Annotated in this window: 12 protein-coding genes; all 12 read left to right on the forward strand. The window is 67.9% G+C overall.

Annotation, left to right across the window (positions count from 1 at the left end; translation table 11 throughout):
• Nucleotides 1-121 precede the first annotated feature (121 nt).
• The gene (locus tag FMP39_RS17250) at nt 122-316 is read left to right on the forward strand and encodes a hypothetical protein (protein WP_090490395.1); all 195 of its coding nucleotides are present in this window, start codon (nt 122-124) and stop codon (nt 314-316) included.
• Nucleotides 313-3,285 carry an ATP-binding protein gene (locus tag FMP39_RS17255; RefSeq protein WP_141591453.1) on the forward strand — a complete coding sequence of 991 codons (2,973 nt, stop codon included), beginning with the start codon at nt 313-315 and terminating at the stop codon, nt 3,283-3,285. Before FMP39_RS17250 ends, FMP39_RS17255 begins: the two co-directional genes overlap by 4 nt.
• Nucleotides 3,282-4,664, forward strand: a complete 1,383-nt coding sequence (locus FMP39_RS17260) for a sigma-54 dependent transcriptional regulator (RefSeq protein WP_141591455.1) — start codon at nt 3,282-3,284, stop codon at nt 4,662-4,664. Before FMP39_RS17255 ends, FMP39_RS17260 begins: the two co-directional genes overlap by 4 nt.
• 136 nt (nt 4,665-4,800) lie before the next feature.
• A complete protein-coding gene (locus FMP39_RS17265) occupies nt 4,801-5,628 on the forward strand; it encodes a hypothetical protein (RefSeq protein ID WP_141591457.1) in 828 nt (275 codons plus the stop codon).
• A gap of 154 nt (nt 5,629-5,782) precedes the next feature.
• Nucleotides 5,783-6,889, forward strand: a complete 1,107-nt coding sequence (locus tag FMP39_RS17270; protein WP_228558066.1) for a hypothetical protein — start codon at nt 5,783-5,785, stop codon at nt 6,887-6,889.
• A gap of 28 nt (nt 6,890-6,917) precedes the next feature.
• On the forward strand, nt 6,918-8,870 hold the full coding sequence (gene acs / locus FMP39_RS17275; protein WP_141591462.1) for an acetate--CoA ligase: 1,953 nt from the start codon (nt 6,918-6,920) through the stop codon (nt 8,868-8,870).
• A gap of 16 nt (nt 8,871-8,886) precedes the next feature.
• Nucleotides 8,887-9,171, forward strand: a complete 285-nt coding sequence (locus FMP39_RS17280) for a DUF485 domain-containing protein (protein WP_140856764.1) — start codon at nt 8,887-8,889, stop codon at nt 9,169-9,171.
• Nucleotides 9,172-9,178: 7 nt separating this feature from the next.
• Nucleotides 9,179-10,813 (forward strand): sodium/solute symporter, encoded by a 1,635-nt coding sequence (locus FMP39_RS17285; RefSeq protein WP_141591464.1) that lies wholly within the window; start codon nt 9,179-9,181, stop codon nt 10,811-10,813.
• Between the two features lie 43 nt (nt 10,814-10,856).
• Nucleotides 10,857-11,684 (forward strand): ion transporter, encoded by an 828-nt coding sequence (locus tag FMP39_RS17290; RefSeq protein ID WP_141591466.1) that lies wholly within the window; start codon nt 10,857-10,859, stop codon nt 11,682-11,684.
• Nucleotides 11,685-11,929: 245 nt separating this feature from the next.
• Nucleotides 11,930-12,705 (forward strand): IS5 family transposase gene (locus FMP39_RS17295; protein WP_141591469.1). Its coding sequence is split into 2 segments (ribosomal slippage): nt 11,930-12,281 and nt 12,281-12,705, totalling 777 coding nucleotides; the frame shifts between segments, so codons are not numbered across the junction.
• A gap of 184 nt (nt 12,706-12,889) precedes the next feature.
• A complete protein-coding gene (locus FMP39_RS17300; protein ID WP_141591471.1) occupies nt 12,890-13,240 on the forward strand; it encodes a hypothetical protein in 351 nt (116 codons plus the stop codon).
• A gap of 56 nt (nt 13,241-13,296) precedes the next feature.
• Nucleotides 13,297-13,713 (forward strand): hypothetical protein, encoded by a 417-nt coding sequence (locus FMP39_RS17305; RefSeq protein ID WP_141591473.1) that lies wholly within the window; start codon nt 13,297-13,299, stop codon nt 13,711-13,713.
• Nucleotides 13,714-13,963 lie beyond the last annotated feature (250 nt).

Raw genomic sequence — 13,963 nt, forward strand, 5'->3', positions numbered from 1 at the left:
CGGACAGCAGGTGCGACGTGAGGATGCGCCTCCCGGGCCCGGCGAACAGGCCCACCGCGTCCACACGACGCGTGTGGTGGCTTCGTCACCCGAAGGCGACACGGCTGGTATCCTCGCCGCCATGAAGCGCCCTACCGAGCCCGACGCCCCCGTGATGCCGTCGCTGCTCGTCTTCGCCGTCGCGGTGCTCCTCTTCGGCTCTCCCCTGCGCCGACTGTGGCTGGCGGAGGGCGCGCCGGGGTACCTGCCCTTCGCAGTGTGGCTGGGCGTCATCCTCCTGGGCGGCTGGGCGGCGCACCGGAGTCGTGCCCCATGACGCTCGAGCTCGGCTCGCTCGTCGCCGCGTCCGTCGCCTACCTGCTGGTGCTCTTCCTGGTGGCCTACGCGGCGGAGCGAGGCGCCATCCCCGCGCGCATCACCCAGCATCCGCTCGTCTACGCGCTGGCCCTGGGTGTGTACGCCACGTCGTGGTCCTACTTCGGCAGCGTGGGCTACGCGGCCCGGCATGGCTTCCGCTACCTGGGCATCTACCTGGGCGTCACCCTGGCGTGCCTGCTGATTCCGGTGCTGTGGCGCCCGCTGCTGCGCCTGTCCCGCGAGTTGCAGCTCACGTCGCTAGCGGACGTGCTGGCCTTCCGCTACCCGGGGCAATCCACCGGCACGGCGGTGACGCTGTTCCTGCTGGCGGGCAGCCTCCCCTATCTGGCGCTCCAGGTGCGGGCCGTCGTCGAGTCCGCGCGCGTGCTCAATCCCTCCGCGTCTCCCACGCTGGTGGGCCTGGGCTTCTGCGCGGTCCTCACCGTCTTCTCCGTCCTCTTCGGCGCACGGCACCTCACCCCGCGCGAGCGGCACGAAGGCCTGATGCTGGCCATCGCCTTCGAGTCCGCGGTGAAGCTCGTCGCCCTGGTGGCCGTGGGCGTCTGGGCGGTCTCCAACGTGTTCGGCGGCGTGGACGGGCTGCTGGCCTGGGTCGACGCGCATCCAGAGGCCATCGACGCACTTCAGCGCCCGGCGCGAGATGCCTCCTGGTCACCGCTGCTGGTGCTCTCTTGCGCGGCCGCGTTCCTCACGCCGCGCAGCTACCACGTGGCCTTCACCGAGGCCCCGGAGCGAGAGGGACTGGCCACCGCCACCTGGGCCTTCCCGCTGCTGTTGCTGGTGATGAACCTGGTCGTCCCCGTGGTGCTCTGGAGCGGCGAGGCGCTGGGACTGCCCTGGCCCGCGGACTTCCACGTGCTGGCGGTGCCCGCGTCACGCGGCGCCACGTGGCTGGCGCTGGGTGCCTTCCTGGGCGGCGTCTCCGCGGCCAGCGCCATGGTCATCGTCACCACGCTGGCCCTGGCGCCCATGTGCCTCACGCACCTGGTGCTGCCCCTGGGCTACGCACGCGGGCAGCCGAATCTCTACGGCTGGCTGCTGTGGGCGCGCCGGCTGCTCATCGGCATCATCATCCTGGCCGGCTACGGCTTCCACTGGCTGCTGAACATTCGCGGCACGGGACTGGTGGACCTGGGGCTGGTGTCCTTCGTCGCGGTGGCGCAGTTCATCCCGGGCGTGCTGGGGCTGCTGTTCTGGAAGCGTGCCACACGCGCCGGGCTGCTGACGGGCCTGGTGGCGGGCGCCAGCCTGTGGTTCCTGACGCTGGTGGTGCCCCTATGGGCGTCGCCGGGCGTCGTCGCGTGGACGCACCGCATGGCGGCGCTGCTCGGGTTCTCCGACAGTGAGCCCTGGGGCTTCGCCACCTTCGCCTCGCTCACGCTCAACGGGCTGGCCTTCATCGGCGTGTCGCTGGCGACGCGTCAGTCCGCCGAGGAGGCAGAGGCCGCGCGGGCCTGCACACGCGAGGAGGCCGCGCCCGCCGCGGGTGGCGTGGTGGCGGGCTCGCCCGACGAGTTCCGCCGCAAGCTGGCCCCCCTGCTGGGTGAGGAGGCCGCGACGGCGGAGGTGGACCGGGCGCTGCAGTCCCTGTCGCTGCCGCAGGACGAGCGCCGGCCCTCCGAGCTGCGCCGCCTGCGCGACGGCGTGGAGCGAAACCTGTCGGGCCTGCTGGGACCCGTGCTCGCACGGATGACGGTGGAGGAGGCGCTGCGGCTGGAGCCCGGCGCGCGCACGGCCCTGGCCGAACAACTCCGCTTCGTCGAGGAGCGCCTCCGCGACGCGAGGGGACTGCAAGGCCCGGTGCCCGCGCTGGAGGCCGTGCGCCGCTACCTGCGCCGCATCCTGGAGGACCTCCCGGTGGGCGTCTGCGCGGTGGGGCCGGATGGTGAGGTCGTCATCTGGAACGCGACGCTCGAGCAGCTCTCCGGCGTGCCGGTGGACACCGTGCGCGGCCATCCCCTGGAGGCCCTGCCCGCCCCCTGGGGCCCGCTGCTGTCCGGTTTCGCCAGCGGTGTGGACGGAGACACGGAGACGCGTGTCACCGTGGCGGGCGTCGAGCGCATCCTCCGGCTGCACCGCTCGCGGCTCTCCCCCGCGGAGCAGGGCACGGGCACGTCCGAGGGCATGGCCCTCCTGGTGGAGGACTTCACGGCACGAAAGGCCGTGGACGCGCGCATGGCGCATCAGGACCGGCTGGCCTCGCTGGGGCGCGTGGCCGCGGGCGTGGCCCATGAGATTGGCAACCCGCTGACGGCCATCGCCAGCCTGACGCAGAACCTCAAGTACGAGCTGGAGGACCCGGCGGCGGTGCAGGAGCGCGCGGGGCTCATCCTCCAGCAGTGCCGGCGCATCGACGCCATCGTCCGGACGCTGGTGGGCTTCAGCCACGAAGGCACGGTGGGCGGACAGGCGCGGCCCTTCACGCGCGTCGCGGTGGCGCCCCTGCTGAGCGAAGCCGTGCAACTGGCGCGGCTGGCGCGCAAGCAGCATGGGGTGAGCTTCGAGCATCGCTGTCCAGAGGGCCTGGAGGTGCAAGGCGACGCCCAGCGGCTGGAGCAGGTGCTCGTCAACCTGCTGACCAACGCGATGGACGCCTCACCCGAGCACGGCGTGGTGGAGTTGGAAGCGGACATCGACGGTGGCGCGGTGCGCCTGCGCGTCATGGACCGGGGACACGGGATTCCCACCGAGCTGGCGCAGCGCGTGTTCGAGCCCTTCTTCACCACGAAGGGCCCCGGCGAGGGAACGGGCCTGGGCCTGGCGCTCGCGGCGGGCATCGTCCGAGAGCACGGCGGAACGATGCAGGTGGACAAGCGGCAGGGGGGAGGGACTAGCGTCGTGGTGAGCCTTCCGGAGCCACGCCGGATGGAAGCCAGCGTGAACCCCGAGCGGGAGGCCCCGGCATGAGCCGCATCCTGGTCATCGAAGACGAGCCCATCATCCGCACGGAGCTGCGCCGGCTGCTCGTGCGCGCGGGGCACGACGTGTCCGAAGCGGGCTCCGTGCACGAGGCATCGAGCGACTACCCGCTGGACTCGTTCGACCTGGTGCTGTCGGACCTGCGCCTGCCGGGCGCCCCGGGGACGGACATCATCTCCATGTGTCCAGGCGTACCGGTGCTCATCATGACCAGCTACGCCACCGTGAAGTCGGCGGTGGACGCGATGAAGCTGGGCGCGGTGGACTACATCGCCAAGCCCTTCGACCACGACGAGCTGCTGATGCAGGTGGAGCGGGTGCTGCGCGAAGGCCTGCTGACGCGGCAGAACGCGGCGCTCAAGCGCGAGGTGGAGCAGGCCCACCCCGTCAGCGGCATGGTGGGCAACAGCGCCGCGATGCGCGAGGTCTTCGAGCGCGTCCGCAAGGTGGCGCCCTCTCCCGCCACCGTGCTGGTGCTGGGCGAGTCCGGCACGGGCAAGGAGCTGGTGGCGCGGGCCCTCCACGCCCAGAGCCCCCGGGCGGACGGGCCGCTGGTGGCGGTGAACTGCGCGGCCATTCCCGAAGGTCTGCTGGAGAGTGAGCTGTTCGGCCACGAGAAGGGCGCCTTCACCGGCGCGCAGGCCGCGCACCCGGGGCTCGTGGAGGCGGCGCACGGCGGCACGCTCTTCCTGGACGAGATTGGCGAGCTGCCCGCCCCCGCGCAGGCGCGCCTGTTGCGCATGCTCCAGGACGGCGAAGTGCGGCGAGTGGGCGCGACGCGGCCCCGCAAGGTGGACGTGCGCATCGTCGCGGCGACCCACCGGGACCTGCCCCGCCGGGTGCAGGAGGGCTCCTTCCGCCAGGACCTCTACTTCCGCCTGCGCGTGGTGGAGATCCGCCTGCCGCCGCTGCGGGAGCGCACGGAGGACGTGCCCGCACTGGCCAGGCACCTGCTGGAGAAGGCGAGCCGCAAGCTCGGCCGCCCCACGGCGAGCCTGTCTCCCGAGGCCCTGGAAGCGCTCACCTCCCATCCCTGGCCGGGCAACGTGCGCGAGCTGGAGAACGCGCTGGAGCGCGCCGTCATCCTCGCGGATGGTCCGGTGGTGACAACGGGACTCCTGGCGCTGGAGCTGCCCGACACGGCGGACAGCTTCGGAGCGTCCACCGAATCCGCCGACACGGGCCCTGCCGCCGCCGAGGAAGCCAGCGCCGCCTCACCGGACTCCATGGAGGAGTACTTCCGCCGCTTCGTCATGGAGCACCAGGAGCACATGGGCGAGACGGAGCTGGCGAAGCGCCTGGGCATCAGCCGCAAGGCTTTGTGGGAGAAGCGCCAGAAGCTGGGCATCCCTCGCACGCGCGCCTGAGGCACGGCGCCTGCGCACCTGTCCACTGCCCTCCAGTGCTGGAAGCCCGTCCGCCAGAGGCGCCGCCCCGGCACGGCGGAACGCCTGCCGCGCCCCATCGCTAGGATTTCCGCCAACACACCGTTGGGGGGAGCTCATGGCAGACAGCGTGCCTGTGATTGGCAGTGGGGCTGGCAATCGCGCGGGGGACGTCGTTGGCGTCATTCCTCGCGCGGAGTACGGGCGGATGGTGGTGCTCACCACGGTCATGCCCATTGCTGTCATCGCCACGACGTGGTTCCTGCCGCCGGGATGGAACCTGCTCGGAACGGCCGCCATGCTCACCGGCTTCCTGCTGGTGTTGGGCAAGGCCATCGCGGGCGTGCCGCTGGCGCTGCTCATCAGTGAGCGCAACCTGATGAGCCTCTCCCGATTCCAGGCGCTCGTGTGGACCGTGGTGGTGATGGCGGGCTACCTGACGATGACGCTCTCCCGCGTGAAGTCGGGCGCGCCCAACGCCGTGGGGGTCGACATCCCCCAGGAGCTCTGGATTGCCATGGGCATCTCCACCACGTCCCTGCTGGGCACACCGCTGGTGCTGGGCGGCAAGCGTGCGCGCAGCCCGGACGAGAAGCTGGTGCAGAACACCTCCGTCCAGCTCGCGGAGGCCCCCGCGGACATCGACGCGCACCGCCAGGGCGTGCTCTACGCCAACGCGAACATGACGGACGCGCGCATGGCGGACATGTTCCAGGGAGACGAGGTGGGCAACACCGCGCACATCGACCTGGCCAAGGTGCAGATGTTCTATTTCACGCTCATCGCCGCGGTGGGCTACTTCATGGACGTGGCCATGTCGGTGGCGCGCGGGACGACCCACGCGATGCCCGCCCTGTCGCAAGGCATGCTCGCCCTGCTGGCCATCAGCCATGGTGGATACCTGCTAGGAAAGACAGGCGACCACTCGAACTCCAAGCAGACCTGACGCCGCGCGCGAAGCGTTACGACGCAGCGCATGAAGCGTTACCGCGGTAACGCGAACGTCACCTTCGGTAACGTCCTGACGCGTCGAGCCAACCTGCAACGTCTTGAATCTCCGAGCGCGGCGCGTTGGCAGACACGTTGCTCAGTGCTGGGGCATGCGCACTGCCCCCGCACGCATGCTGTCGTTCATGGCCGCGCTCGCGGTCCTGCTGTCAGCCACGCCGTCGAGCGCATTCAAGATTCCCATCAGCGAGGAGTCCTACCTCAACGTCGCCATCCTCCTGCAGCCGCAGCTCCAGATTGTCGACAAAGGCGCGCCGTCCGGCGGCCCCAGCTCCGACATGTTCCTGCGGCGCACGCGCCTGCTCGTCTTCGGCCACGTCACCCAGAAGCTGTCGTTCTTCGCCGAGACGGACCAGCCCAACTTCGGCAAGAACGGCGACTGGAACGTCGCGTTCTTCGTCCAGGACGCGTTCATCTCCTATGAGGTGGCGGAGAAAGTCTGGATTGACGTGGGCATGCTGCTGCCGCCGCTGACGCGCCATGTCCTCCAGGGCGCCGTCGCGTTGCAGGCAGTGGACTACCACTCCAGCCTGGTCCGCTGGGCACCTGGCGTGGGCAAGGTGTGGCGGGACATCGGCGTGCAGGTCCGCGGCTTCGCCGGCCCCTTGGGGTTCCGGGCCGCCATCTTCAATGGCGTCAACGGCAAGACGACCCCGGAGGGCACCGTGCTCAACCCGGACGATTTACCTCGCGTCACGGCGATGGCGCGCTGGAACTTCTTCACGCGCGAGGAGGACCTCTTCTTCCAAGGCATCTACTTCGCCTCCGAGCCGCGCTTGTCGGTGGGCATCGGCGCCGACTACCAGCCCAAGGCGGTGGCCACCGAATCCGGTCTCCATGACGCGTTGGGCACGGCCGCGGACGTGTTCCTCGACGTGCCCCTGGCGAACGACCAGGAGTTCGTCTTCAACGCCACCCTCTTCCACTACCGCCAGGGCTTGGACAACCCGCAGAGCGGCACGGGCTTCTACGCGGAGACGGGCTGGCGCTTCGGCAAGTTCCAGCCGCTCATCTCCGGCGAGTACTTCAACGCGCGCGTGGCGGGCCAGGACCTGCTCGCGCTCAAGCCCGGCTTCAACATCTGGTTCCAGAAGCACACGCTCAACCTCCGGACAGAGGTCGCCGTCGCGTGGACGGGCGACATCTCCCAGGCCCGTGCCGCGGTGACAGGCACGAGCCAGCTGCAGCTCTTCTACTAACCCTCCTCCACTCCCAAGGAAGCCAACGATGGCCCAGACGCAGGACGCGCTCATTCCCACGAAGGACGCCTTCAGCCGCAAAGCCCACGTGAAGAGCCTGGAGGACTACCAGCGCAGCATCCAGCAGCCCGAGGCCTTCTGGAGCGAGATGGCCGAACAGCTCACCTGGTTCCACAAGCCAGACGCCATCATGGACCTGAACGCGGAGCAGGTGGACTTCTCCTGGTTCGGCGGCGGCAAGCTCAACGCGGCCTACAACTGCATCGACCGGCACGCCACGGAGCGCCCTGGCAAGGTCGCCATCCTCTGGGCGAAGAACGAGCCGGGCGAGTACGAGTCCATCACCTACCGCGACCTCCAGCACCACGTGGGCCGCGTGGCCAACGTGCTGAAGGCGCACGGCGTGCGCAAGGGCGACCGCGTCTGCATCTACCTGCCCATGGTGCCGGAGCTGGCCTACACCATGCTCGCGTGCGCGCGCATCGGCGCGGTGCACTCCGTGGTGTTCGCCGGCTTCTCATCGGAGGCCCTGCGCGAGCGGATTCTCGACTCCGGCGCCAAGGTGCTCATCACCGCCAACGAAGGGCCGCGCGGCCCGAAGTTCGTGCCCACCAAGGCCATCGCGGACGAGGCCGTGGAGGGCCTGTCCCTGGTGGAGTCCATCCTCGTGGTGCGCCGCACGGGCAAGGAAGTGCCCATGCTCGCCGGCCGCGACTACTGGCTGGACGCGGAGATGGCGAAGCACCGCGGCGTCTGTCCCGCGGAGTGGATGGACTCCGAGGATCCGCTCTTCATCCTCTACACCTCCGGCTCCACGGGGAAGCCCAAGGGCGTGCTGCACACCACCGGCGGCTATCTCGTCTACGCGGCCACCACGTTCCGCTACGTCTTCGACATCCAGCCGGAGGACGTCTACTTCTGCGCGGCGGACCTGGGCTGGGTCACCGGCCACAGCTACATCCTCTACGGGCCGCTGATGAACGGCACCACCACGGTGATGTTCGAGTCCACGCCCACCTACCCGGACGCGGGGCGGCTGTGGCGCGTGGTGGACGACCTCAAGGCCACCATCCTCTACACCGCGCCCACCGCGCTGCGCTCGCTCATCAAGGAGGGTGACGCGTGGGTGAAGAAGTCCTCGCGCCAGTCGCTGCGACTCCTGGGCAGCGTGGGCGAGCCCATCAACCCGGAGGTGTGGCGCTGGTACCACGACGTCGTGGGCGAAGGCCGCTGCCCGGTGGTGGACACGTGGTGGCAGACGGAGACGGGCGGCATCCTGATTGCCCCGCTGCCGGGGGCCACGCCCACCAAGCCGGGCTCCGCCACCCTGCCCTTCTTCGGCGTGGAGCCCGTGCTGGTGGACGACGAGGGCCGCGTCATCGAAGGCAACGGCGTCAGCGGCAACCTGTGTCTGGCGCGCTCGTGGCCGGGACAGGCCCGCACGCTGTATGGCCACCACCAGCGCTTCAAGGAGACGTACTACGCGCGCTTCCCCAACCTGTACTTCACCGGTGACGGGTGCCGCCGCGACGAGGACGGGTACTACTGGATTACCGGCCGCGTGGATGACGTGCTCAACGTCTCCGGGCACCGCCTGGGCACCGCCGAGGTGGAGAGCGCGCTGGTGGCCCATGAGGCCGTCGCCGAGGCCGCGGTGGTGGGCTTCCCGCACGACCTCAAGGGCACGGGCGTGTGCGCGTTCGTCACGGTGAAGCCGGACTGGCAGGAGTCCGCCTCCGAGCAGATGGTGGGCGCGCTCAAGGAGCAGGTTCGGCATGTCATTGGCCCCATCGCCACGCCGGACCGGGTGGTGCTGGTCAACGGCCTGCCGAAGACCCGCTCCGGGAAGATTCTGCGCCGCATGCTCCGCAAGATTGCCTCGGGCGAGGTGGAGAACCTGGGTGACGCCAGCACCCTGGCGGACCCGTCGGTGCTCGACGAACTGCTCGCGAAGGCCACACCCCCACAGGCGAAGCGCTGACCGGAGGAGACATCCCATGTCCACGAATCCGAATGAGGAAGCGCTGGAAGCACTCGCGGCGGCGCGCTGGCGCGTGGCCGGCGTGCTCACCGTGACGACGCTGGTGGCGTACCTGGGCTTCATCCTGCTGGTGGCGTTCAACAAGCCGCTCATGGGGCAGCAGCTCGTCCCCGGCCTGTCCATTGGCATCCTGCTGGGCGCGCTGGTCATCGTCGCGGCCTGGGCGCTGACGGGCATCTACATGCTGTGGGCGAACGGGAAGTACGACCGCGCCCTGCACCAACTCCGCGGTGGGAAGTGAGGCAGGCATGAACCCCGCAGAAACGACGACGCAGCTCGGCCAGCCGAACGCGACGGCCATCCTGTTCTTCCTCATCTTCGTCGGCATCACCCTGGCGATTACGTACTGGGCGGCGCGCAAGACGAAGACGACCTCGGAGTTCTTCGCCGCGGGCGGCGGCGTGAGCGCGGCGCAGAACGGCTTCGCGCTCGCGGGTGACTACATGAGCGCCGCCAGCTTCCTGGGCATCGCGGGCCTGGTGGCCACGTCCGGCTTCGACGGGCTCATCTACTCCGTGGGCTGGCTGGTGGGCTGGCCGGTCGTGACGTTCCTCATCGCCGAGCCCCTGCGCAACCTGGGCAAGTACACCTTCGCGGACGTGGTGGCCTACCGGCTGAAGCAGACGCCAGTGCGCCTGTCCGCGGCGGTGGGCACGCTCACCGTGGTCAGCTTCTACCTGATTGCGCAGATGGTGGGCGCCGGCAACCTCATCCACCTGCTGTTCGGCCTGTCCTACGAGGCGGCGGTCGTCATCGTGGGCGCGGTGATGATTCTCTACGTCCTCTTCGGCGGGATGATTGCCACCACGTGGGTGCAGATCGTCAAGGCGGTGCTGCTGCTGGCGGGCGCCACGGGGCTCGCGGGCATGGTGCTGTCCAAGTTCGGCTTCAGCCCGCTGCGGCTCTTCAACGAGGCCGCCACCCAATACGGTGCGGAGGTGCTGGCACCCGGGAAGCTGGTGAACAACCCGCTGGAGGCCATCTCCCTGGGCGTGGCGCTGATGTTCGGCACCGCGGGCCTGCCGCACATCCTGATGCGCTTCTACACAGTGCCGGACGCGAAGGCGGCGCGCAGCAGCGTCTTCTACGCCACGGGGCTCATCGGCTACTTCTACCTCGTGACGTTCATCCTGGGCTTCGGCGCGTCCGTGCTGGTGGGCCGTCAGGCGATTACCGGCGTGGACAAGGGCGGCAACATGGCGGCGCCCATGCTCGCCGAAGTCGTGGGTGGCACGGGCTTCCTGGGCTTCATCTCCGCCGTCGCCTTCGCCACGATTCTGGCGGTGGTGGCCGGCCTGACGCTGTCCGGCGCGGCGGCGCTGTCCCACGACTTGTGGTCCAGCGTGGTGCGCAAGGGCCAGGCCCCCGAGGCGGAGCAGCTCAAGGTGGCCCGGCTGGCCAGCCTCTTCCTGGGCGTCCTGGCCATCATCCTGGGCGTGGCCTTCAAGGGGCAGAACGTCGCCTTCATGGTGGGTCTGGCCTTCGCCATCGCGGCGAGCGCCAACTTCCCGGCGCTGCTCCTGTCCATGGCCTGGAAGAAGTTCACCACGAATGGCGCGGTGGCCAGCATGCTGACGGGCGCCATCAGCTCGGTGCTCTTCATCTTCCTGTCCCCCACGGTGCAGGTGGACCTCCTGGGCAACACGTCCGCGCTGTTCCCCCTGCGCAACCCGGGCGTCATCACCATTCCCCTGGCCTTCATCGTGGGCGCGGCGGTGTCGCTGCTCTTCCCTGAGCACGAGTCCGCCGCCCGCTTCGCCGAGGTGAAGCACCGGATGCACGTGGGGGTGCCCCAGCCGGTTCCCGCGGCGGCCGCCGTGGCATCGAAGCCCGCGGATGGGCCGCCCCTCCCTGCCTCCACGGGCAGCGAGGCCAAGGCCTGAGGACGGGCGTTCCCCTGGGGCTCGGGTCGCCTACACTGGGCCCGTGTCCAACGCCTCAGAGCAGGGCCCCACCGAGGGCCTCCGCGGTCGGCTGCACGAAATCATCTTCGAGGCGGAGACGCCCGCGGGCAGGGCATTCGACGTCGGCCTCCTGTGGGCCATCCTCTTCAGCATCATCGCGGTGATGCTGGAGAGCGTCGCCTCGGTGCGGGCCCAGTACGGGAGCGTGCTGCTCGGCGTCGAGTGGTTCTTCACGGGCCTGTTCACCCTGGAGTACCTGCTCCGGCTCTTCTCCGTCAGCAAGCCGCTGCGTTACGCCCGCAGCTTCTTCGGGCTGGTGGACCTGCTGGCGCTCCTGCCCACCTTCCTGAGCGTGATTCTCCCCGGGGCGCAATCCCTGCTGGTGATTCGGGTGCTGCGGCTGCTGCGCGTCTTCCGCGTGCTCAAGCTGACGCACCTGCTCGGACAGGCGGAGGTACTGCTCACCGCGCTGCGCGCCAGCCGCCCGAAAATCACCGTCTTCCTGGGCACGGTGCTGACCATCGTCGTCATCATGGGCGCGCTGATGTACGTGGTGGAGGGCCGGGAGAATGGCTTCGACAGCATCCCCCGCGCCATGTACTGGGCCATCGTCACCGTGACGACGGTGGGCTTTGGCGACATCACCCCCAAGACAGTGCCGGGGCAGTTCATCGCCTCCATTCTGATGGTGATGGGCTACGGCATCATCGCGGTGCCCACGGGCATCGTCTCCGTGGAGCTGGCCGCCGCCACGCGGCACGCGGTGGACAACCGGGCGTGCCCCGCCTGTGGCCAGCAGGGGCATGACCTGGATGCGCATTTCTGCAAGCACTGCGGTCACGGGCTGTAGCAGGCGATTGAAGACGTCTGCACTGGGGGGCATGGCGGACGCCCCCCAGTACTCTCGACGACCTTGAATGGTAGCCGGAGGTAGCGGGCCGCCCAGCGATGTATGCAATCACCAGCCGCGCCATTATCAGCAAGTTGTAGGGGTGTCGTCACTAGAGCCGGTCTCGAAATTGAGCGAGCAGGCATGAGAGCGGTGGCCGGGCCGCTGATCGACATAGAGGGGATGGCCATGTTCGAAGCTGACCGGTGGACCTGACTGATGAACAGTGGGGCCTGATTGAGCCGCTACTCCCCGCGCGGAAGCTGAAACGGGAGGACCGGCCTGGGCGAACGCCCACGCCCTCACGGGCGCTGTGGGACGGCACCCTGTGGATTCTGCGCACCGGGGCCCAATGGAGCGAGCTGCCGCGGGAGAAGTATCCGCCCTACAAAACGGTCCACCGCTGGTTTCAGGGCTGGGTAAGGGACGGTACTTTCCGCGCCGCCCTGCGAGCCTTGGCCCTGGACCTCAAAGAGCGCGGAGGATTCGACCTGGAGGAAGGCTTCGTCGACGCGCACATCGCCTCGGCGAAAAAGGGGGGTCCTGCGTCGGGAAAACGAAGCGGGGCAAAGGAACGAAGGTCATGGCAGCTGCAGACGGCGCTGGTCTTCCTCTCGCCATTGGCGCGGCAAGCGCTTCTCCCCACGAAACCAAGCTCCTCGAAGCCACCCTCGACGAGAGCCTCATCGACGAACTTCCCGAGCGGCTCATCGGCGACAAAGCCTATGACGCTGACAAGCTCGACGAGCGATTGTGGCATCAGCGGGGAGTGAAGCTGATTGCCCCACACCGTCGAGGACGCAAGACGAAGACGCAGGATGGGCGCGAGCTGCGTCGATACCGCCGACGCTGGAAGATGGAGCGGCTTTTCGCCTGGCTCCAGAACTTCCGGCGTCTCGTCACCCGCTATGAAGTGAAGGTGGAGAACTTCCTCGGCTTTCTCCACCTCGGCTGCATCCTCATCCTCTTGAGGCAATTCTGAGATCATTTCTAGCGTTCCGGTCTATGCCTACGCGCACAACAATCCGGCGTACTACACAGACCCTTCCGGCAAGGCAGTCCCTCTCCTCCTAGGCCTCGCGTGCGTCGGCGGTGTTTGCGAGGCGGCAGTCGCGACAGCTGCGGTTGGGGCGACCGTCACCACTGCCTATATCGCAGCCAAGGTCATGCCGTACCTGTCCGACGGCAGTGGAGAGGTGGCAACTCCCACCTTGGGAGAGTCTATCGGAAAGGGGCATGCACAAGACGATCATGAAGAAGATTTTGCAGAAATCGATGTCAGTAGAGAGGATCTTCCTCAGTTCATTGATGACGTGATTAAGAATGCAAAGGCGAAAGATGTCATTGACCTAAAGAGAGGGCGAACTGCATACATCGCCCCTGAGACGGAAACCGTTATGATTCACGATCCAAACCATCCTGACCTGGACACCGTCTTCAGGCCAAGAGACCGGGCCACCGGAGAATCCACCTTCACGGCCTACGTCGAGAAGCTTAAAAGAGAGTCGAAGAAGTAGCTGGACGAGCCCGGAATCTACCCATACTGCGAAGTTGTTGTAATTTGCGTGTAATCATGACGCTCCAAGCGCGATGTACCGAAGCCGAACTTGCAGTTCTGAAGGAGTTGACCGCGTACCTGCAGGTTCATGTTTGGACGGGGCCCGGCACTCCAGTCGAGCGACACCTCGCACTGTGGCAGAATCTTGCATTCAGTCTTGGTGAATACAGGGGCGGGATTGATGACTACATTTATTCTCTGCATTCCCGGGACAGGCTCGAGGTCATCATCAAAGAATCCCCAGGGCCTCACAACGAGTTGCTGCAGCGGTTGGTCAGCGAAGCCGATGAGACGTTCCGCAATGCTACCCGGGATGATGGAGGCCAAAGCCTGTCGGAATTCCTCATGCCGGCAGCGAACAGAGGTTGGTGGTACAGCCGCCGCCCGATCATCGGCCCACTGAATACTTATCTGGATGCGGGTGAAGCATAGCCACGAAGGATAAGAATTTGGATCTGTGGTTTCCGTGCGATGCGGAAGCGCCAAGCTCAGTCCAGGCGAACGCAGCCGCAAATGAGGCCTCGCGCGTATGAGTGAAACGGGGCCCTGGGAATTCCTCCCCAGCGCCCGTGACGTTGCGTCAGCGTCGCACTGCCCTGGAACCACATGGACGCCGCTCCCGCATCTGTTGCGCGGTGTCGCAACTTAGTTCAGGTATATCCGTCCGGCGAACGACGCGCCG

Source organism: Myxococcus sp. AB056, from assembly GCF_006547365.1.
GTDB lineage: Bacteria > Myxococcota > Myxococcia > Myxococcales > Myxococcaceae > Myxococcus > Myxococcus virescens.